Source organism: Actinomadura parmotrematis (assembly GCF_019458805.1).
GTDB classification, from domain to species: Bacteria; Actinomycetota; Actinomycetes; order Streptosporangiales; family Streptosporangiaceae; genus Spirillospora; species Spirillospora parmotrematis.
The window spans coordinates 30682-49097 of record NZ_JAIBOA010000013.1; the positions used below are offsets into that span (position 1 = coordinate 30682).

The following is an 18416-nucleotide window of genomic DNA, read 5'->3' on the forward strand; positions in this document are numbered from 1 at the left end:
ACCGGCCGCCTCTTCCGCATTGGGCCACCCGGACGCGAAATGCCCGGGAGGGGATTCGAACCCCCACTGACACCGGCAATTCAGACTGAGCCTCATCCTCAGCTTCCGCGCCCTTCCGGGCGCACCCCCGCGCTCCGGCGGGGGAGTCTGGTGCGGCCGGGCGTCCTCGGGGGACGCCCGGCCGGCTAGGCGAACAGGTAGCCGAACACCGCGGCGCCGGCCTGCCGGTCCTGCGCCTCGGCGCCGTTGGCCTCCTCGCGGGCGAACTTCACCGCCGCCTGGAGCCGCTCGACGCGGTCCCGCAGCTCGTTCACCCGCCGCGCGGGCAGCGCGCCGGAGAAGGCCACCCGGGTCCAGGTGCCGACGATGACGTCCTCGGTGTAGGTCTCCACCTGCGCCGGGTGCTTGTCGGTCGCCTCGTACAGCACGTGCGCGCGCGGGATCTTCTTGGTCCGCGCGGTCGCCACCGGGTCGGTGCGCCACACGTCCTGGCCCTCGTCGTAGGTCCAGGTCTCGGCGGCGTCCAGCACCGGCAGCCGGCCGATGAGCTGCTGCACCTCGGCGAGCTGCTTCTCCAGGAACAGCAGGTAGGTGACCGGCACCTGCGCGAGCACGGCCCGCCCGTCCACGACCACGTCGGCGCGCGCGTCGCAGTTCGCCCACTCCTTGGTGGCGACCACGTCGAACAGCCGGACGAGGGAGCGGGCGGCGTCGCGCAGCACGTCCTCGGCCTTCACCTGCACGCGGGTCGACTCGGGCGGCAGCCGCTCGCCCTCCTCGTCCTTCGGCCGGTAGGTCCGCGCGATGCCCGACAGCAGCGCCGGCTTCGCCAGCACCTGCTGCACCTCGCCCAGCTCGCGCTGCGCCCGCGACTTGGCACCCTTCTCCACCGCGATGATCTGGTTGATCCTGGCCATCTCCGCTCCCCCTCTCCGTCCTGGAACCGAAAGGAACGTAACGCTTTTCCCGGAGCGCCCGCACGCCATTTTCCGGCGCCGCGAAAAGGCCGCCCCGCGGGGGTGGACTCCGGTCGGCCCGCAAGAAATCTTCGGATCGGGTAAGCGGATCGGCCCGCCCAGGCGTGAAGGGGGTGTGAAGCAGATGGAGTTCCAGGAGTTCTACGAAGACGGCCGGGACGCCTGCCTGCGGGCGGTGCTCGCGGGCGTCGGCGACCGGCAGCTCGCCGAGGACCTGGTCGCCGAGGCGTTCACGCGGGCGTACGCGGCCTGGCCGTCGGTGCGCCGGCACCCCTCGCCCGCCGCCTGGGTGGTGCGGACCGCGCTGAACACGCGGGTGTCGTGGTGGCGGCGGCGCCGCCGCGAGGTCCCGTTCGACGCGGGCGAGGCGGCCCCGGCGCCGTCCCCCGCCGACGGCGGCGGCCTGGACCCCGCCCTGCTCGCGCTGCTGCGCGGCCTGCCGCAGCGGCAGCGGGAGGTGATCGCCTACCGGGTCTTCCTCGATCTGGACACCCGGGCGACCGCCGCGGCCATGGGCGTCTCGCCCGGCACGGTCACCGCCCACCTCTCCCGGGCCGTCGCGACCCTGCGCGGCCACCTTCTCCTCACCGACCCGGAGGCCGGACGATGACCGACACCGACGTCCTGGACGCCCTCAGGAACTCCCTGGACGGCGTCACCCTGCGCACCCCCGCCGAACAGATCATGGCGGCCGGGCGGGCGCGCCGCCGCACCCGGCGGGCGATCACGGCGACCGGCAGCGTGGCGGCGGCGGCCACCGTCGCCGCCGGGATCGCCGTCCCGCTGCTCTCCCACCCGTCCACGGCGCCGCCCGCCCCGACCACCCTGCACGTCCAGGAGGCCGCCTTCACCCTGGACGCCCGCGCCGACGGCACCATCCAGGTCACCTGGGACAAGGACCGCTACTTCCGCGACCACGCGGGCCTGGAGGCCGCCCTGCGGCGGGCCGGCTTCCCCGTCCTGATCAAGGAGGGCGTGTTCTGCCACGGCGCGGGCGAGGCCGCGCCCCTGGACCCGCACGGCGTCGGCCCCGGCGTCCGCCCGGTCATGATGGGCCAGCGGGACGGGGGCGGCGGCAAGAGCGGCGGGAACACGGGCGGCGGCACCGTGAGCAAGGACGCCCTGGGCCCCGGCGGCGCGAGCAAGGCCGGCGGGGACCGCGTCACCTTCGTCTTCGACCGCACCAAGCTGCCGCCGGGCCGCCGCCTGTTCATCGGCTACCTCACGCCCGCACAGCTCGCCGTCACCGGGGGCCGTCCCGGCTCGGTCGAGCGCCTCATCCCGGCCACGGGGCCCCTGACCTGCACCACCCAGGCCCCGCCGCGCTCGCCCCGCTGACACACCCGCACGCCGCGACCCCCGGCCGGACCGTCGGCCGGGGGCGCTCGCGGCGTCAGCTCATGAGGGGCTCTTCCTTCCAGAGCTGCTGCGCGGAGTGGTTGCACGCGAACACGTACGCGTAGAGGCCCTTGCCGGCGTCGGAATGGTCCAGGCACTTGTCGCTGGCCTGGTTCACGATGGAGATCGAGCCGATCGCCGGGTAGGAGTACAGGTACCAGTTCTGGTTGGTCGCACCATTGCAGTCATAGACGTAGGCGTACAGTCCCCGTCCCCAGTCGGACTGGTCCAGGCACTTGTTGCTCGTCAGGTTGCGGACGCGGTACACGTCGCACGCGCTGTTCACGCACTCCCATTTCCAGAGCTGGTTGTTGGCGTACAGATTGCACGCGAACACGTAGGCGTAGAGGCCCTTGCCATTGTCGGAATGGTCGAGGCACTTGCCGCTGGCGGAGTTCACCAGGAACCCGAGCGCCCGCTCGCCACCCTGCGCCGCGAACGGGTTCGCCCCGCTCAGCCGCACCTTCTGCCCCGGATCGCCGTCGCCCCCGTCGGCGAACGCGGGGCGTCCCCCGAGCCCCACCGCGACCGCGAGCACGCCCACGAGCAGGGCGAGCAGCGCCCGCCTCCACTCCACAGTCCCCGTTCTGTTCATTTCCCGCTTTCCCCGTTCCTGGTCATGCGCTACATCCCGCAAGAAACTCCAGCCATTCCCCAATGGCGGAACCCGTTTCCCGCGCCCGATCCAGCGCCGATCACTTGGCGCCCCGACGCTAACCGCTCCCTCGTCCCGACCCGCAGGGATCCACGTCCCTTCTCCTTTCCTGCCCTCCTCGGGACTCAGGTCCCGCCCCCACCCCTTTCCGGCCACGCCGAATAGCGGAATCGGCGTCGCCAAGAACCAGCGGTAACGGTAACGTCGCAGCGTGAAGCTGCTCTCGGTCAACATCGGCAAGCCGCGCGACAACCCCTGGCGGACGGCGTCCCTCACGGGCATCGACAAGCACCCCGCGGACGGCCCCGTCCCGGTCACCGTCCCCGGCCCGAAGGGCACGGGCGAGATGGGCCTCGCCGGCGACCGCGCCTACGACGTCGCCCACCACGGTGGCGCCGACCAGGCCGTCTACGCCTACGCCCGCGAGGACCTCGACGTCTGGGAGACCGAGCTGGGCGTCCCTCTCCGCAACGGCGTCTTCGGCGAGAACCTCACGACCCACGGCATCGACGTCAACGCGGCCCTCATCGGCGAACGCTGGCGCGTCGGCGCGGACGTCGTCCTGGAGGTGTCCGCCGTCCGCGTCCCGTGCAGCACCTTCCAGGGCCGGCTCGACCGCCGGGGTTGGATCGCCCGCTTCACCGAGGCCGCCAAGCCCGGCCCCTACTTCCGCGTCATCGCCGAAGGCGCGATCAGCGCCGGCGACCCCGTCGAGATCCTCCACCGCCCCGACCACGACGTCACCGTCGCCCTGGCCTTCCGCGCCCTCACCCGCGAACCCGACCTCCTCCCCCGCCTCCTGACCGCCGACGCCCTCCCCGCCGACATCAAGGCCCGCATCCACAAACGCCTCACCGATTAGCGCCGCCCGATTCATGCCCGTTACTGTTCCGGCGTCCCCTCACACGCCGCCTCGCGGCGACGGCCCCGGAAGCAGATCCCCGCCATGACGCAGTCCCCCACAAGTGCCGCCGTCGCGATGTCAGCGATCCTCACGATCACGCTGACGGCCTGCTCTCACGAGCACCCCACCGCACGCCCTCAGGCGACCCCACCCCCAACCGCCCACCTCACCGGCGCCCCCGAACCCGAACCGGACCTGACGACCGTCCTCACCGACGGCCCCCACAACGGCAACGGCTACACCGCCCCCTTCAGCGCTCGCCGAGGCCCCCTCTGGCTCGCCACTTCCTGCCAGGGCACCGGCACCGTCAAGATCTCCCTACCGCCGCTCGCCGCCCTCGACATCCCTTGCAGTACCGAGCGGATCGACTCCACCCTCAACCGCATCGACCTCACCGGGCCCCACAACTTGACGCTGCACGTATCCGCCGCCCCCACCACCACTTGGTCCCTACGAATCCAGCGCTGAACCCGCTACACCCGACCCAGCAACATCCTGTTTGTTGGGCGGGTTGCACAGATCGTGGAGGGCTTCGCTGAGTGTGGCGGCCTCGGGGACCTGGCGGGCCTTCACAGCGGTGAGCACCTCACGGGCGCGCCAGTGGTTCGACGGGACGAGCCGGCCTGAGGTGATCGCTTCCAGGGCGGTGTGCGCGGCCTCGTCCGGCCGGTCGGCGGCGAGCAGGGCGAGTGACAGGTCCAAACGCGCCGAAGCCGCGCGGCGCGGGCGGGGCGGGCCGTGCTCGCCGCCCTCCAGACGGCCGAGCACCGCGCGGGCGTACGGCTCGGCGGCGGCATCGCCGATCCACGCGAGCGTGGTGGCGGTGTAGGCGTCACTCTTGGCCGGGTCGTACCGGTAGTGGTGTTCGGGTCGATCCGGTGTCGCCAGAGGTGCGACGAGTCGCTCGACACGGGTGAGGGACCGGCGCGTCTCGTCGGCGTCGCCGAGGCGCGCCCAGGCACGACCCTCCTGGGCGGTCGCCTGGATGAACGCCGAACTCCCGCGAGGCGCGGCCTGCCGGGCGGCCCGCGACAGGTCCAGGGCGCGCCGGTGGTTCCCCTCGGTGAGCGCCTGCCACGCCTCGGTCTCCAAGCACCAGGCAGCGATCTCGGAATGCTCGGCGTGCCAGGCCAGCGCTGCCGCGCTGCGCAGGCGCGCGGCGGCAGGGGCTCGCTGGTGAAGGTCGATGTGGCATGTCGCGGCCAGCAGCGACAGCCAGCCGCCGACGGCGATGAGGCGGCGCCGCTCGGCAAGGGTCATGCGAGCGTCCAGAAGGCCGTCGACATAGTGCAGGTGCCGCCGGATACGGCCGAGCAGGTGACCGGGATCAGACGTGGGATAGGCGGACGCGAGATCGTCCACCGCCGCTTCCAGAGCGGTCAAGGTGTCACCGCCGACATCGCTGGCCGCAACACGGCGGGCGAGATCCAGCGCCTCCACGGTGTCGTCCGCAGTCGTCGGGATCAGTGCGGGCGCGGCTGGCGCCGGGAACAGGTCGCTTTCGGGCCGCTGGTGAACGCGGGCGTAGAGCGGGCGGTACCGAGGGCCGGGCAGGTGGTCGCCGCGCTCCCAAGCCTTGATCATGCCTGTGAGCGTCTCGACATGCGGCATGGCCGCGCGGTCGCGAGGATCGGCGGCGGCTCGCAGAAGCCGGGACATCTCAGCCCGCGACCACCGGGGCGGCGCCTCGCGCAGCGCGCGCAGGCGCGCGCCGACAGCTCGTCGATCGGTGGACATGTCGCATGCACCTCTCACCGGAAGGGGTGACGCCCGGTCATCCCATCTGCCCCCATCCTGCCCTCTCGCCTTCAGCATCAGCCGGCAGTTCACTGGCCGTGACCGGATCGCCACCGCATCACGACAGGAGCAAGCTGCGTGATCTCCATCGACGCGCCATCACCGGAGCGGCTCGCCGAGCGCACCATGCGGGCGCGGGGGCTGCGGTGAGTGAGGATGCGCCCTTCGACGCCCTGAAGGACCCAGAGCGAAGGGTTCAGCTCATGGCCTTGCTGATGCTCGCGTCCCACCTCGGCATGCGCTACGGACCCACGATCATCTTCCGCGAGCCGCCGACCCTCCGCGTCCGAACGCCCGACACACCGGTCGTCGGTGACCACATCAGCGCGCTGCCCGGATGCGATGGGCACGGGCTCTGGTACTGGTCGTCGCTGGGTGTGATGCTCGCTCCCGTGAGCGAGCCGGAGCGAGCGGCGGAACTCGTCGCCGAGGCGCTCGCCGCACCGTGGGAGTTCCTGCGGCGGGCTCGCGGATGAAGGGAGTGCGGGGCGGACGAGTCGGCCTGTAAGCCGGGTTCTGTGCCCGTCTTGCGACGGGTGACGGCCATCCATCTCGGGCCGCCGTTGCCGACGGCCTCCAGCGGTCTACCCGCAGGCTCGGGCGAGCCGCCCTCGAACGCCTGCGCGGAGAACGGTTCCGTTCTCCTTCTTGACCTTGCTCCGGGTGGGGTTTACCTAGCCGCCCACGTCGCCGTGGGCGCTGGTGAGCTCTTACCTCACCCTTTCACCCTTACCGCCGGGCCGAGGCCCGGTGGCGGTCTGCTCTCTGTGGCACTGTCCCGCGGGTCGCCCCGGGTCGGCGTTACCGACCACCCTGCCCTGTGGAGCCCGGACTTTCCTCGACGGGGCGATGCCCCGACGCGGCCGTCCGGCCGGCTCGTCCGCCGTGGGGACAGGATATCGGGAAAACGGGGTGTGGGAGGTGTCGAGGGCGGGGTGGTGGCTCCGACCAAGTGTGACGAGAGAGCGGAGGGTGTTGTGGGGAAGCTGATCTACCACGTGCATGTGTCGGTCGATGGGTTCGTGGAGGGGCCCGGAGGGGTGTTCGACTGGGCGGAGATGGGGCCTGAGCTGTCGGATTACGGGGCGGAGCTCGACGGGCGGGTGCGGACGTTGCTGTACGGGCGGAAGGTGTGGGAGGTGATGTCCTCCTACTGGCCCAAGGCCGAGGAGGTCTCGGATCATCCGCATGACCTGCGGTACGCGCCGGTGTGGCGGAGCAAGCCCAAGGCCGTCGTGTCCCGGACGCTTGAGACGGCGGGCTGGAACACGCGGGTGCTGGACGGCCCCGAAGGCGTGCGAAAGCTCAAGGAGGAAGGGGACGTCCTGCTCAACGGCGGCGCGGGCCTGGCGGGGGCGCTCGCGGACGCCGGGCTCGTCGACGAGTTCCTGGTGATGGTGCATCCGGTCGTGCTCGGCGGCGGGCGGCGGGTGCTGCCGGTGGACGGGCGGGTCGGGCTGCGGCTGGAGGAGGCGCGGGTGTTCGACGGGCGCGTCACGCTGCTGCGGTACTCACGGGAGGTGTGAGAGGGCCGCGCGGAGGTCGGGTTCGGGGAGGGGGCGGTCCTGGAGGCGGCCGGACAGGTGGGCGTCGTAGGCGGCCAGGTCGAGGTGGCCGTGGCCGCAGAGGGCGGTGAGGATGACCTTCGGTTCGCCCGTCTCGGCGCAGCGGCGGGCCTCGGTGACGGTGGCGGCCAGGGCGTGGGTGGGTTCGGGGGCCGGGACGATGCCCTCGGTGCGGGCGAACAGGACGCCGGCGTCGAAGCAGGCGCGCTGCGGGAGGGCGACGGCGGTGAACAGGCCGAGCTCGTACAGGTGCGACAGGAGCGGCGCCATGCCGTGGTAGCGGAGGCCGCCGGCGTGGATGGGGTCGGGGACGAGGCCGCGGCCGAGGGTGTGCATCTTGAACAGCGGGGTGAGGCCGGCGGCGTCGCCGTGGTCGTAGGCGTAGCGGCCGCGGGTGAGGGACGGGCAGGCGGCCGGTTCGGCGGCCAGGAACGCCGGGGACATCGTGCCCGCCATCTTCTCGCGGAGGAACGGCAGGGCGAGGCCCGCGAAGTTGGAGCCGCCGCCCGTGCAGCCGACGACGAGGTCGGGCGTCTCCCCCGCCATCGTGAGCTGCTCCAGGGCCTCCTCCCCGATGACGGTCTGGTGCAGCAGCACGTGGTTCAGGACGCTGCCGACCGCGTAGCGGGTGCCGGGCGCCGCGGCCGCTTCGACGGCCTCGCTGATGGCGATGCCGAGCGACCCCGGCGACGACGGGTCGGCGGCGAGGACGGCGGCGCCCGCGCGGGTCGCCGGGGACGGGCTGGGGTGGACGGTGGCGCCGAACAGCTCCATCATCGACCGCCGGTACGGCTTCTGGTCGTAGGAGGAGCGCACCATCCAGACCTCGCAGGCGAGGTCGAACTGGGCGGCGGCGAACGCCAGGGCGCTCCCCCACTGGCCGGCGCCGGTCTCGGTGGTGAGGCGGCGGACGCCGAGGCGGGCGTTGTAGTACGCCTGCGGGACGGCGGTGTTCGGCTTGTGCGAGCCCGACGGCGAGCCGCCCTCGTACTTGACGTAGATGCGGGCCGGGGTGCCGAGGGCGCGCTCCAGGCGGCGGGCGCGCAGCAGGGGCGTCGGGCGCCAGAGCCGGTAGATCTCGCGGACGGCCTCGGGGATGTCGACGTAGCGGTCGGTCGACGTCTCCTGGGTGATCAGGTCGGGCGGGAACAGCGGTTCCAGGGCGGCGGGGTCCAGCGGCGCGCGGGTGGCGGGGTCCAGCGGCGGCGGGGGCGGCGCCGGGAGGTCGGGGACGACGTTGTACCAGCGCCGCGGGAGCCGCGACGCGTCGAGCGGGAACCGGTTCGCCACGGCGGGCCTCCTCGGTGACGTTCGCTCTACGCAGAGTAACCGAGGAGGGGTGCCGCGGGAAGGGCCGGAAGCGGTCAGCCCAGGTGGTGGGTGTCGTTGAAGGACCGCAGCGACGCCGGCCCGTCGGCGTACCAGGCGACGGTGGACAGCGACGCGACGTCCAGGTGCATCCGGTACAGCGCCTTCAGCGGCGCGCCGAGCGCCTCCTTCACCAGCAGCTTGATCGGCGTCACGTGGGAGACGACGAGGACCGTCTCGCCCGGGTGCCGCTCGCGGAGCCGGTCCAGGCCGCGGCGGACGCGGCGGGCGACGGCCTCGAAGCTCTCCCCGCCGGGCGGGGCGAGGGCCGGGGACGCCAGCCAGTCCTTCAGCGCGTCGGGGTCCTTGGCGGACGCCTCGGCGAAGGTGAGGCCCTCCCAGGCGCCGAAGTCGGTCTCGCGGAAGTCCTCCTCGACCCGGACGGGCAGGCCGGTGACGGCGGCGGCCTCGGCGGCGGTGGCGCGGCAGCGCGACAGCGGCGAGGACACGATCGCCTGGACGCCGCGCCCGTCGAGGGCGGCGGCGGCCGCGCGGGCCTGCGCGACGCCGCGGTCGGTGAGGGGGTGGTCGCCGAGGCCCGCGAAGCGCTTCTCGGCCGACAGGGGCGTCTCGCCGTGCCGCAGCAGGACGGTGGTGAGCGGCTCGGACGCGGCGAGGGACCAGGCGGGCGTCGCCGACTCGGCCGGGTCGGCGACCGCCGACGCCGACGCCGTCCACTGCTCGCCGCGCGCGGCGGCGTCCATCGCCTCGTTGGCGAGGCGGTCGGCGGCGGCGTTCTCCGCGCGCGGGATCCACTCGTAGGCGACGGAGCCGAGCCCGGCGGCGATCTCGCGGGCGCGGGCGGCGAGCGGCACCATGTCCGCGTGCTTGATCTTCCAGCGGCCCGACATCTGCTCGACGACGAGCTTGGAGTCCATCCGGACCAGCACCTCGGCGGCCGGGTCCAGGGACGCGGCGGCGGCCAGACCGGCGATGAGGCCCCGGTACTCGGCGACGTTGTTGGTGGCGTGCCCGATGGCCTCGGCGGTCTCGGCGAGCACCCCGCCGGACGCGGCGTCGCGGACGAGCGCGCCGTACCCGGCGGGCCCCGGGTTCCCCCGCGACCCGCCGTCCGCCTCCACGACAAACGTGCTCATTGCCTCGCCTCCGCTCGGCGGCGGGACTCCGTCACAGGCCCGACTCGGGGGTGCGGACGAGGATGCGGCGGCACTCCTCGCAGCGCACCACGTCGTCGTCGGCGGCCGCGCGGATGCGGTTGAGGTCGGCGGTGTTGAGGGCGAGGCGGCAGCCCTGGCAGGAGCCGCGGTGGAGGACGGCGGCGCCGACGCCGCCGAACTGGCCGCGCAGCTTCTCGTAGAGGGCGAGCAGGTCGTCCGGGACGTCCTTGGCGACGGCGGTGCGGGCCGTGCCGGTGGTGCCGGACTCCTCGTCGATCTCCTTCTGGACGGCGTCGCGGCGCTCGGTCAGCGCGCCGAGCTCGCGCTCGGCGGCGGCGCGCTCGTCGCGGAGCGCGGACGCGCGGCCGTCGGCCGCCTCCCGCCGCTCCATGATCTCCAGCACGACGTCCTCCAGGTCGCCCTGGCGGCGCTGCAGCGAGACGATCTCGGCCTGGAGGCCGGCCAGGTCCTTGGCGGAGGTCACCTGGCCCGAGTCCAGGCGCTTCTGGTCGCGGTCGGCGCGGGTGCGGACCTGGTCGACGTCCTGCTCGGCCTTGCGCTGCTCGCGGTCCAGGTCGCCGAGCTCGGTCTCGGCCGCCACGACGGCGTCGCGCAGCTCGGCGGCGCGGGCGGTGAGCCGGTCGATCTCGGCGAGCTCGGGCAGCGTGCGGCGGCGGTGCGCGAGCCGGTCCAGCGAGCTGTCGATCTCCTGGAGGTCGATCAGGCGGAGCTGGGCGTGCGGTGCGGCTTTCACTTGTCTCCTTCGTCGTGCAGGCGCCAGGGGTCGGTGACGACCGTGGACACCCGGGTCTCCAGTTTGCCGGTCGCGCCGGCGTGCAGGTGCCGCTCCGCGTCGGCCAGCCAGGGCCACTCGGTCGCCCAGTGCGCGGCGTCCACCAGGGCGGGGCCCTGGAGCTCGGCGAACTCGGTGGCGGGATGGTGGCGCAGGTCGGCGGTGAGGTAGACGTCCGCGCCGGCGCGGCGGGCGTCGTCCAGCAGCGCGTCCCCGGCGCCGCCGCAGACCGCGACGGTCGCGACCCGGCGGTCCGGGTCGCCGGCGGCGCGCACGCCGCCGGCGGTGGCGGGCAGCCCGGCGGCGGCCCGCGCGGTGAACTCCCGCAGCGTGACCGGCTCGGGCAGCTCGCCGACGCGGCCGAGGCCGCGGCGCGGGTCCGCGCGGGACGGCGCGAGCGGCCGCAGCTCGCCGGTCAGGCCGACGGCGCGGGCGAGCGCGTCGGAGACGCCCGGGTTCGCCACGTCGGCGTTGGTGTGGGCGGTGTAGAGGGACGTCGCGTTGGTGATCAGGCGGTGCACCGTGCGGCCCTTCGGGGTGGTGGCGGCCACGCCGTGCACCCCGCGCAGCAGCAGCGGGTGGTGCGTCACGATGAGGTCGGCGTCCCACTCGACGGCCTCCTGCACCACCGCGGCGAGCGGGTCGACGGCCAGCAGGACGCGCCGGACCTCCTGGTCGGGGTCGCCGCAGACCAGTCCGACGGCGTCCCAGTCCTCGGCCGTCTCCGGCGGGTAGAGGGCTTCCAGGACGTCGATGACTTGGGAAAGGCGCACGTGCGCAGGCTACCGCTCCGGAGGGGGCGGGCCGAGTCATCCGCACCGTACGCGAACGGGCGCGCGCCGTCTGCGACGATAGAGGGGCGCAGGCGTAAGAAGGGGAGAGGGATGATGTCCGAGCCGACCGCGACCCGACCGTACATGCCCGGATACGGAACGCTCGATCCCGCGGAGGGGGGCGGGCTCCTGCCGTGGAAGTGGGCCGAGGAGCAGATGGGGCTGTCGCGCAACTTCTGGCTCGCGACGGTGTACCCCGACGGCCGCCCGCACGTCATGCCGGTGTGGGGGGTGTGGGGCGACGAGCGGTTCTGGTTCTCCAGCAGCCTGCCGTCCCGCAAGGTCCGCAACCTGGTCGCCAAGCCCGAGGTGACGGTCACGACCGAGGACGCCGAGCGGCCGGTGGTGCTGGAGGGGCGGGCCGAGCTGGTCACCGAACCGGCGGCCTTGCAGCGCTTCATCGACATGGTCAACGCCAAGTACGGCACCGGCTATGGTGTGGATTTCCTGGATCCCGCGGTGAACGCGACGGTAGCGGTGCGGCCGCAGCGGGCATTCGGACTGAAGCAGGGGGAGTTCACCGGCTCGCCCACCCGCTGGACGTTCGGCGAGTGACGGACCCGGCGGGATCGAAAAGCAGTCTGTTCGCGTTGGAGAGTGTGTGAAGTCACCCTTTCGCCGCCGCAAGCGTGTCAAGGGCGCCAAGCCCGTCAAGCGGAAGCCCGTCGAGCAGGAGGTCGTGGAGTGGCCCCACGAGGGGACCGGCAAGACGTCCCTGATGGGCGCCATCCGCGGTGACGGCGAGACCGGCGCCGGGTTCGGCGGCGGCATGTTCGAGGACCTCGCCTCGGCCTTCGAGGGCTCCAAGAAGATCAAGATGGAGGAGCAGCAGGCCCAGCAGACGCGCCGCGAGGACGACCACGAGGTCGCCGGCGGCGCCGGGACCGGCCGCGACAACCTGGACTCGGGGCGGATCCGCATCCGCCGCGGCGGCCAGGACCCGTCCCCGTCCTGACGGCCGCCCTGACCGTTCCCGGACGCCCCGCGATCGAACACGGGTTCGAATGCGGGGCTATTCTGGTGCGGTGAGCATCCACGTGCCGCCCGGCTGGCCGCCGCAGGTCCACCCGCCGGGCGCCGACCGCTTCGAGGAGACCGCGCTCGCCTGGCTGCTGGAGCTCCTGCCGCCCGAGTACCGCCGGTACGGGGTGCTGCGCCGCTATCCCCCGGCGCTGGCGCGGATGGCGCGCCACCACGTGAACGCCTCGGTGGAGGCGGCCCGGACGGGCTTCCGGTCGGCGCGCGTCGAGCTCGCCGGCCTCGTCCCGCCGCACGGCATCGACGCCGTCCTGGAGACCTACCGCCACGAGGGCGCCCGCCTCGTCGAGCTCCTGCACGCCGTCGAGCTCGTCGAGGACGCGCTGCGCGCCTGAGCCCGTCAGACGCCCGCCGGGACCGCGGTGAGGAAGCGGGGCGGGCGGCGGATGCGGCCCGCCAGGCGTGCCGTCACCTCGGCGCGGACGGCCGGGACGGCGGCCATCGGGACGAGCGCGACGCCGCAGCGGCCGAGGGCGCGGCCGCCGAGGGCGCCCGCGGCGCGGGCGGCGGCGAGCGCGGTGTCCAGCGGCGTCCCGAGGTCGGTGTGGGCCTCGGTGAGCAGCGGGCCGAGCTCGTCGAGGTTGCCGGTGCGCAGCGCGGCGGCGCCGCGCCGCACGAGCTCGGGCGCCGCGCCGTCCGGCGGCGCCGGGTCGCCCCCGCCGGCCACGTCCATGATCAGCAGGCGCAGCCCGGCGGCGGCGAGGTCGCACGGCAGGTGCCGGACCTCGCCGCCCTCGCCGCCCTCGCCCCCCGCGCCGTCCTCGACGAGCACGGCGTGCCGGTCGCGGGCGTGCAGCGCGGCCGCGTAGGCGGGATCGCGGGACGGCTCGTGGCGGGCGCCGGGCGGGCGGGACGGCGGCCCGTGCAGGTCGCCGAGCACCAGCGACACCGCGCAGGCGGTCTCGGCGCCGGTCAGCAGCGCCATCTCGGCGGGCAGCTCGCGGTTGACGACGAGGCGGGCGCCCGGGGCGGGGTCGGCGTGCGCGAGCAGCGCCGCGACCGCGGGCGCCGCCCACGGCGGGACGGTCCCGGCGGCGAGCGCGGCGGGCAGCCCGCCGTGCCCGGCGGCGAAGGCGTCGGTGTGGCGGTTCATCGAGTACAGCGCGGCGCCGCCGTCGGGGGACGCCCCGGCCGCCACGACGACGCCCCACGGCAGCGCGAGGGCGAGGGCCGCGCCGGGGCCGCCGAGCAGGGTGAGGCCGCCGTGCACCCGGCGGACGGCGGCGGGCGCGGCGCCGTGCACCCGCTCGTACATGTGCGCGGTGAGCCGCAGCTCGGGGACCTCCGACGGGGCGCCCGCGAGGCCGGCGCCCTCCACGCCGATCACCCCTCGTCCTTGCGGGCGAGCACCCGGTAGGCGTTGCCGCCCGGCAGGAGCGGCAGGGCGAACCGGTCGGCCGCCCACGCGGCGAGGAACAGCGGCGCGGCGGCGGTCGCGGCGAGCGCGCGGCGCAGGTGCGCGCCGCGCCGGGGCGGCGCCCAGGGGCGGTCGGGCGGCGGGGCGAGCGCGTCCAGGACGATCGCGACCGCGCAGACGGCGTCGAGGCGCTGGTGCGCGGCGCGGCGCTCGCGCGCGACGACGCGGAGGCCGCGCGCGGCGAGGGCCTCCTCCAGGTTCCGCAGCGGGATCATGTGCAGGTGCTGGGGCTGCAGCCAGCCGATCCAGCGGCGGCCGAGCAGCCGGGCCGGCATCGACTCGGGGTCGGGCAGCTCCAGCAGCAGGTGCCCGCCGGCCGGCAGGATCTTGGCGGCGGCGTCCAGCTCGGCCTGCGGGTCGGGGGTGTGCTCCAGGTAGTGGTGCATGCTGACGAGGTCGTAGCGGCCGGCGAGGTCGTCGGGCAGCTCGGTGAACCGGCCCCGGTGGGCGCGGCGCAGCCAGCCGCGGCGGGCGCCCTCCTCGACGCCGGCGCCGAGGTCCAGGCCGTCGAAGGCGGTGCCCGGCAGGACGGCGGCGGCCGCGCGGCAGAAGTGGCCGTGCCCGGCGCCGACGTCCAGCCAGGCGCGGGGCGCGGCGTGCGCGGCGGCGAGCGCGGCGCGCCCCCGGTAGGAGCGGGTCTGGGACGCGAAGAGGCGCTCGGCGGTGGCGGCGCCGAGCCCGTCGTAGGCGTCGCGGTAGTAGAAGGCGAGGCCCTCCGCGCTGAGGCGGGGGTTCTGGAAGATGTGGCGGCAGTCGCGGCAGCGCTCCAGGGTGAACCGGCCGGGCTTGCCCTGGACGATGTCGCCGCTGGTGACGTGCCGGGACAGGGACCGCGACCCGCACCAGGGGCAGTCGGGGCGGCGCGGCTCCAGGAAGCGGCCGGGTCCGGCGAGCTCCTCCCGGTAGAAGGCGCGGGCCTCCTCGCGCTCGGCGTCGCGGGCCCGCTCCCAGGCCGTCGGCCGGTCGGCGAGCGTCGCCCGCCACGTCCGCGGGGCGAGCAGCGGGCGCAGCAGCGCGGTGCGGTGCAGGTCGCGGGGCCGCAGCGGGCCGCCGGCGAGCGCGAGGTAGGGGGCGGCGCAGTAGGCGGCGACGGCGGCGAGGCCCCACCAGGGGTCGAGGACGGCGGCGGACGCGACCGCCGCGTAGGCGGCGGCCGAGCCCGCGACGGCCAGGTGCGGGTCGGCGCCCTGGCCGCGCAGCCGGGCCCGGCGGCCCCGGCAGGCGGGCTCGCCGGGCGCGGTCCGGCCGGGCACGACGGCGATGTCGGCGCGGGCCGCGTACCGGCGGAGCCGGGCGGTGGCGGCGGCGTGCGCGCCGGGGTCCAGGGACGCGGCGGGCTGCCCGGCGCGGGCCAGCAGGTCGGTGCGGACGAGCGTCACGAACCCGGCGCCGGGCCCGGCGCCGAGCGGGTCGGCCCGGTAGCGGCGCGGGTCGGTGGCCGCGGCCAGGTCCAGGGCGCGCCGGACCGCGAGGTCGGCCGGGACGAGGTCGAGGACCTGGAGGTCGTGGCGGCGGGCGTGGTCGAGGGCGGCGGCGCGGACGGCGCCGGGCAGCATCGCGCCCGGCGCCGCGAGCATGCCGTAGGCGGGGCCGTCCGGCGGCCCGCCCGGTCCGGCGTCCCCGCCGGCCGCGTCCCCGGGCGCCGCGCCGACGCGCGCCAGCGGGGCGAGGCGCCCGCGCAGGTGGAGGGCGTGCGCGGACACCCCGGCCGCGACCAGCAGGGACCAGATCACGTCAGCTTCTCCAGCCGGTCGGCGGCCTCGGCGGCGCCGCCGGCGGCGGCGAACGAGGCCCGCACCCGCTCGGCGGCCTCGGTGAAGGAGTCCTCGGTGAGCACCTCGAACAGCGCCTCGGCGAGCTCGCCCGCCGACGCGCGCGCGAACCGGACGGTGAGGCCGGCGCCGGCGCCCTCCACCTGCCGGGCGATGATCGGCTGGTCGTCGCGGATCGGCGCGACGACGAGCGGCAGGCCGTGCGCGAGGGACTCGCAGACGGTGTTGTGGCCGCCGTGGGTGACGACCGCCGACATGCGCTCCAGCACCTTCAGCTGCGGGACGTGCGGCCGCACCAGGATGTTGTCCGGCGGGTCGGGCAGGACGCCCTCGGGCGCGACGAACACCGCCTGCACGTCCAGGTCGGCGACGGCCTCGGCGGCGACCCGGAAGAACCGCTCCCCCGCCTCGCCGTTGACGGTGCCGAGCGACACCAGCACCGCGGGGCGCTTGCCGTCCAGCCACTCCCACGGGAAGTCGGCGGCGGCGCCCGCGGCGGGGCGGCCGAGCGCCGGGCCGATGAACGCGAAGTGGTCGGGGAAGAACGAGGTGTCGCCCATCAGCGCGGCGGTGGAGAACACCAGGACCAGGTGGTCGGAGAAGCGCAGGTCGAGCAGGTCCTCGATCTCGTAGTCGAGCTGGAAGTCGCCGATCTGCTCGCGCACCCACTCCTCCACCAGCGGCATCGCCGCCAGGGGCCGGGTGAACTCGGCGGAGGTCGTCGCCGAGGTGACCCACGGGACGTCGTTCAGGCGGGCCGCGACGGGCCCGGCGAGCGCCTGCTGGTCGCAGATGATCGCGTCGGGGCGGAACCGGTCGATCGCCGCCTCGACGCCGGGCATCATGGCGTGCCCGAGCGGGACGATGAACTCCTCCCACAGGAACTTCAGCGCGGCCGGGCCGCGCAGCCCGAGCCACTCGCGGCGGGCGTCCTGGAGCTTGGCGGTGAGCTCGGGGTCCTCGGCGGGGTAGATGCGCGAGCCGGGCCGCAGCAGCGGCTCCAGCGTCTCGCGGTGCCCGGCCCAGGCGACGCGGTGGCCGCGCGAGGTGAGCTCGGCGGCGAGCGCCACCGTCGGGTTGATGTGCCCGACGAGCGGCGGGACGACGAACAGGAACCGGCGGCGGCCGGTGTCCTCGCCGCGCAGCGACAGGGCGCCGCCCCCCAGGGAGGCCGGCATGTCGCCGAGCAGCGAGGGGACCTTGACGCGGCGGCCCCTCATGACCGAACCCCCGAGGGGGCAGCGGTAGCGGTCGCGACGGGCACGGCGGTGCCGGCGTGGTGGGCCAGCCAGGGCAACATGACCTCCAGGAGTTCGGCGGTGCCCTCGCGCAGCACGGTGTGCGCGTGACCCGCCATGACGTGCAGGGTGCAGTCGGGGACGGTGCGCGCCAGCAGCGCGCCCGCCTCCGCGACGTCGGAGTGCTCGCCGTAGATGGCGAGCACGGGACAGGGCAGGGACGCGAGCGCCGCGGGCGGCACCGGGTCCAGCGCGGCCAGGTCGGCCAGCAGGCTCGTCCCGTTGATCAGGGCGTCGGCGGTGGCGGCCTTCCGGCCGCCCCGCCGCCAGCCGATCGCGAGGAGCTGGTCGGCGAGCCGCTCGTACTCCAGGACGAGGCCGGACTTGCCCAGGGTGTTCAGCAGGGCCTCGGTCCACTCACCGCTCCGTTCGGCCGGGCCGTAGGCCTCGATCAGCACCAGCCCGGCGATCCGGTCGGGCCGGGCGAGCGCGGCGTTCAGCGCCACGACGCCGCCGAAGCTGTTGGCCACCAGGTGCACGCGCCGCTCGCCGAGGACGTCCAGCAGGGCGAACAGGTCGGCGACGGCCTCGGCGGCGCCGTAGCCGGTGGCGGTGCGCTGCGAGCGGCCGTGGCCGCGCAGGTCGTAGAGGACGGCGCGGGCGCCCGCGGCGGCGACCGGGCCGGCCAGCGTGTAGTAGAAGCTGGACAGGTCGTCCACGACCAGGCCGTGGACGAACACCACCACGGGCACCACCACGGGCGCGCCGCCCGGCGGGTCGGCGGCGGCGCCGGCGGGTTCCATCGTCTGCACGTGGAACCGGGTGCCGCGCGCGGTCACCTCAGGCATGGGCCTCCTCCAGGAAGTCGGCGATCAGGGGCGTCAGCCGGGCCCGCGCGGCGACGTGCAGGTCGTGGCCGCCGGCCAGCTCGTGCACCCGGGCGGCGGGCAGCGCCCGCGAGACGAGGCGCGCGGCGGGCCGGTAGGGCGAGCCGGTGCCGACGGCCGCGAGCACCGGCAGGCCGCCGAGGCCGCGCAGGTCGCCCTCGGTGACGGCGGGCTCGGCGGCGAGGTCGGCGAGGACGCTGGTGCGCTCCAGCAGCGCCGTCGCGCGCGGCGTGAGCCGGCCCGCGGCGGCGACGGCGTCGGCCGCGGGCACGTCGGCGAACGGCGGGTCGACCAGGACGAGCCGGGTGACGCGTCCGGGGGCGGTGCGGGCGAAGCGGACCGCGACGGTCGCGCCGTGGCTGTGCCCGGCGACCGCGAACGGCGGCAGGTCGGCGGTGAGCGCGGCGAGGTCGGCGGCCAGGGTGGCCGCGTCGTAGCCGCCGGGCGTCCGCTCGCTCAGGCCGTGCCCGCGCCAGTCCAGCAGCCGCACGGGGCGGGCGCGGGCGAGGGCGGGCGCGACGGTGAAGAACCAGGACGCGGCGCTGCCGGTGAACAGGCCGTGCAGCATCACCAGCGGCGCGGGCCCGCCGGGCGCGGCGGGGCGCCCGAGGTCCACGACGTTGAACCGCACCCCCCGGGCGCAGACGAGAGCCACC

Annotated in this window: 21 protein-coding genes and 1 other RNA gene; 9 read left to right on the top strand and 13 right to left on the bottom strand. The window is 75.2% G+C overall.

Annotated elements, in window-relative coordinates; all coding sequences use genetic code 11:
* Positions 1-185 precede the first annotated feature (185 nt).
* A complete protein-coding gene (locus K1Y72_RS20445; protein ID WP_220168003.1) occupies positions 186-917 on the bottom strand; it encodes a DUF7873 family protein in 732 nt (243 codons plus the stop codon).
* Positions 918-1101: 184 nt separating this feature from the next.
* Here K1Y72_RS20445 and K1Y72_RS20450 point away from each other — a divergent pair, with 184 nt between their 5' ends.
* Both K1Y72_RS20450 and K1Y72_RS20455 read left to right on the top strand, forming a co-directional pair.
* Positions 1102-1587, top strand: coding sequence for a sigma-70 family RNA polymerase sigma factor (locus K1Y72_RS20450; protein ID WP_258573104.1), 486 nt, complete (start codon positions 1102-1104; stop codon positions 1585-1587).
* Positions 1584-2315 carry a hypothetical protein gene (locus tag K1Y72_RS20455; protein WP_220168005.1) on the top strand — a complete coding sequence of 244 codons (732 nt, stop codon included), beginning with the start codon at positions 1584-1586 and terminating at the stop codon, positions 2313-2315. The genes K1Y72_RS20450 and K1Y72_RS20455 overlap by 4 nt, the downstream gene beginning before the upstream one ends.
* 55 nt (positions 2316-2370) lie before the next feature.
* Here the strand turns inward: K1Y72_RS20455 and K1Y72_RS20460 are convergent, their stop codons facing one another.
* Positions 2371-2952 carry an RICIN domain-containing protein gene (locus tag K1Y72_RS20460; RefSeq protein ID WP_220168006.1) on the bottom strand — a complete coding sequence of 194 codons (582 nt, stop codon included), beginning with the start codon at positions 2950-2952 and terminating at the stop codon, positions 2371-2373.
* A gap of 289 nt (positions 2953-3241) precedes the next feature.
* Here K1Y72_RS20460 and K1Y72_RS20465 point away from each other — a divergent pair, with 289 nt between their 5' ends.
* Both K1Y72_RS20465 and K1Y72_RS20470 read left to right on the top strand, forming a co-directional pair.
* A complete protein-coding gene (locus K1Y72_RS20465; protein ID WP_220168007.1) occupies positions 3242-3892 on the top strand; it encodes an MOSC domain-containing protein in 651 nt (216 codons plus the stop codon).
* Positions 3893-4009: 117 nt separating this feature from the next.
* Positions 4010-4402, top strand: coding sequence for a hypothetical protein (locus K1Y72_RS20470; protein ID WP_220168008.1), 393 nt, complete (start codon positions 4010-4012; stop codon positions 4400-4402).
* Here K1Y72_RS20470 and K1Y72_RS20475 read toward each other — a convergent pair.
* Positions 4385-5671, bottom strand: a complete 1287-nt coding sequence (locus K1Y72_RS20475) for an NsdA family TPR-like regulatory protein (RefSeq protein ID WP_220168009.1) — start codon at positions 5669-5671, stop codon at positions 4385-4387. The two genes, K1Y72_RS20470 and K1Y72_RS20475, sit on opposite strands and share 18 nt — an antisense overlap.
* A 263-nt stretch (positions 5672-5934) precedes the next feature.
* Here K1Y72_RS20475 and K1Y72_RS20480 point away from each other — a divergent pair, with 263 nt between their 5' ends.
* Positions 5935-6207 carry a hypothetical protein gene (locus tag K1Y72_RS20480; RefSeq protein ID WP_220168010.1) on the top strand — a complete coding sequence of 91 codons (273 nt, stop codon included), beginning with the start codon at positions 5935-5937 and terminating at the stop codon, positions 6205-6207.
* A 13-nt stretch (positions 6208-6220) separates the two neighbouring features.
* Here the strand turns inward: K1Y72_RS20480 and rnpB are convergent.
* Positions 6221-6610: RNase P RNA component class A (rnpB, locus tag K1Y72_RS20485), an RNA gene on the bottom strand.
* A 98-nt stretch (positions 6611-6708) separates the two neighbouring features.
* On the opposite strand from rnpB, the gene K1Y72_RS20490 reads away from it, so the two are divergent.
* The gene (locus K1Y72_RS20490) at positions 6709-7257 is read left to right on the top strand and encodes a dihydrofolate reductase family protein (protein ID WP_220168011.1); all 549 of its coding nucleotides are present in this window, start codon (positions 6709-6711) and stop codon (positions 7255-7257) included.
* Here the strand turns inward: K1Y72_RS20490 and K1Y72_RS20495 are convergent.
* The 4 genes from K1Y72_RS20495 to K1Y72_RS20510 all read right to left on the bottom strand — a co-directional run bounded on the left by K1Y72_RS20495 (position 7243) and on the right by K1Y72_RS20510 (position 11348).
* A complete protein-coding gene (locus tag K1Y72_RS20495) occupies positions 7243-8586 on the bottom strand; it encodes a TrpB-like pyridoxal phosphate-dependent enzyme (RefSeq protein WP_220168012.1) in 1344 nt (447 codons plus the stop codon). The two genes, K1Y72_RS20490 and K1Y72_RS20495, sit on opposite strands and share 15 nt — an antisense overlap.
* 74 nt (positions 8587-8660) lie before the next feature.
* Positions 8661-9761: a bifunctional RNase H/acid phosphatase gene (locus tag K1Y72_RS20500; protein WP_220168013.1), complete on the bottom strand. Its 1101-nt coding sequence runs from the start codon at positions 9759-9761 to the stop codon at positions 8661-8663.
* Between the two features lie 31 nt (positions 9762-9792).
* Positions 9793-10536, bottom strand: coding sequence for a zinc ribbon domain-containing protein (locus tag K1Y72_RS20505; protein ID WP_220168014.1), 744 nt, complete (start codon positions 10534-10536; stop codon positions 9793-9795).
* Entirely contained in the window at positions 10533-11348 is an 816-nt protein-coding gene (locus tag K1Y72_RS20510) for a Nif3-like dinuclear metal center hexameric protein (RefSeq protein ID WP_220168015.1), read from the bottom strand. Before K1Y72_RS20510 ends, K1Y72_RS20505 begins: the two co-directional genes overlap by 4 nt.
* Before the next feature lie 144 nt (positions 11349-11492).
* Between K1Y72_RS20510 and K1Y72_RS20515 the strand changes: the two genes are divergently transcribed.
* From K1Y72_RS20515 to K1Y72_RS20525, 3 genes are all read left to right on the top strand, one after another.
* The gene (locus K1Y72_RS20515) at positions 11493-11963 is read left to right on the top strand and encodes a pyridoxamine 5'-phosphate oxidase family protein (protein ID WP_258573036.1); all 471 of its coding nucleotides are present in this window, start codon (positions 11493-11495) and stop codon (positions 11961-11963) included.
* A 46-nt stretch (positions 11964-12009) separates the two neighbouring features.
* A complete protein-coding gene (locus K1Y72_RS37255; RefSeq protein ID WP_220168016.1) occupies positions 12010-12363 on the top strand; it encodes a DUF6191 domain-containing protein in 354 nt (117 codons plus the stop codon).
* A gap of 70 nt (positions 12364-12433) precedes the next feature.
* On the top strand, positions 12434-12781 hold the full coding sequence (locus K1Y72_RS20525; protein WP_308287161.1) for a hypothetical protein: 348 nt from the start codon (positions 12434-12436) through the stop codon (positions 12779-12781).
* A 5-nt stretch (positions 12782-12786) separates the two neighbouring features.
* On the opposite strand, the gene K1Y72_RS20530 is transcribed toward K1Y72_RS20525, so the two are convergent.
* Genes K1Y72_RS20530 through K1Y72_RS20550 form a run of 5 tightly spaced genes read right to left on the bottom strand, consistent with a single transcriptional unit; the run spans position 12787 to position 18415 of the window.
* Entirely contained in the window at positions 12787-13773 is a 987-nt protein-coding gene (locus tag K1Y72_RS20530; protein WP_220168018.1) for a hypothetical protein, read from the bottom strand.
* Complete coding sequence (locus K1Y72_RS20535; RefSeq protein WP_220168019.1) at positions 13770-15596, bottom strand: class I SAM-dependent methyltransferase; 1827 nt, start codon at positions 15594-15596, stop codon at positions 13770-13772. The genes K1Y72_RS20530 and K1Y72_RS20535 overlap by 4 nt, the downstream gene beginning before the upstream one ends.
* On the bottom strand, positions 15593-16855 hold the full coding sequence (locus K1Y72_RS20540; protein WP_220168020.1) for a glycosyltransferase: 1263 nt from the start codon (positions 16853-16855) through the stop codon (positions 15593-15595). Before K1Y72_RS20540 ends, K1Y72_RS20535 begins: the two co-directional genes overlap by 4 nt.
* Positions 16852-17721, bottom strand: a complete 870-nt coding sequence (locus tag K1Y72_RS20545) for an alpha/beta fold hydrolase (RefSeq protein ID WP_220168021.1) — start codon at positions 17719-17721, stop codon at positions 16852-16854. The genes K1Y72_RS20540 and K1Y72_RS20545 overlap by 4 nt, the downstream gene beginning before the upstream one ends.
* The gene (locus K1Y72_RS20550) at positions 17714-18415 is read right to left on the bottom strand and encodes an alpha/beta fold hydrolase (protein WP_220168022.1); all 702 of its coding nucleotides are present in this window, start codon (positions 18413-18415) and stop codon (positions 17714-17716) included. The genes K1Y72_RS20545 and K1Y72_RS20550 overlap by 8 nt, the downstream gene beginning before the upstream one ends.
* Position 18416 lies beyond the last annotated feature (1 nt).

Coding starts and splice junctions, on each gene's coding strand:
- K1Y72_RS20445 (WP_220168003.1), bottom strand. CDS start 917: ATGGCCAGGATCAACCAGATCATCGCGGTGGAGAAGGGTGCCAAGTCG.
- K1Y72_RS20450 (WP_258573104.1), top strand. CDS start 1,102: ATGGAGTTCCAGGAGTTCTACGAAGACGGCCGGGACGCCTGCCTGCGG.
- K1Y72_RS20455 (WP_220168005.1), top strand. CDS start 1,584: ATGACCGACACCGACGTCCTGGACGCCCTCAGGAACTCCCTGGACGGC.
- K1Y72_RS20470 (WP_220168008.1), top strand. CDS start 4,010: ATGTCAGCGATCCTCACGATCACGCTGACGGCCTGCTCTCACGAGCAC.
- K1Y72_RS20475 (WP_220168009.1), bottom strand. CDS start 5,671: ATGTCCACCGATCGACGAGCTGTCGGCGCGCGCCTGCGCGCGCTGCGC.
- K1Y72_RS20480 (WP_220168010.1), top strand. CDS start 5,935: ATGGCCTTGCTGATGCTCGCGTCCCACCTCGGCATGCGCTACGGACCC.
- K1Y72_RS20500 (WP_220168013.1), bottom strand. CDS start 9,761: ATGAGCACGTTTGTCGTGGAGGCGGACGGCGGGTCGCGGGGGAACCCG.
- K1Y72_RS20515 (WP_258573036.1), top strand. CDS start 11,493: ATGCCCGGATACGGAACGCTCGATCCCGCGGAGGGGGGCGGGCTCCTG.
- K1Y72_RS20540 (WP_220168020.1), bottom strand. CDS start 16,855: ATGAGGGGCCGCCGCGTCAAGGTCCCCTCGCTGCTCGGCGACATGCCG.
- K1Y72_RS20545 (WP_220168021.1), bottom strand. CDS start 17,721: ATGCCTGAGGTGACCGCGCGCGGCACCCGGTTCCACGTGCAGACGATG.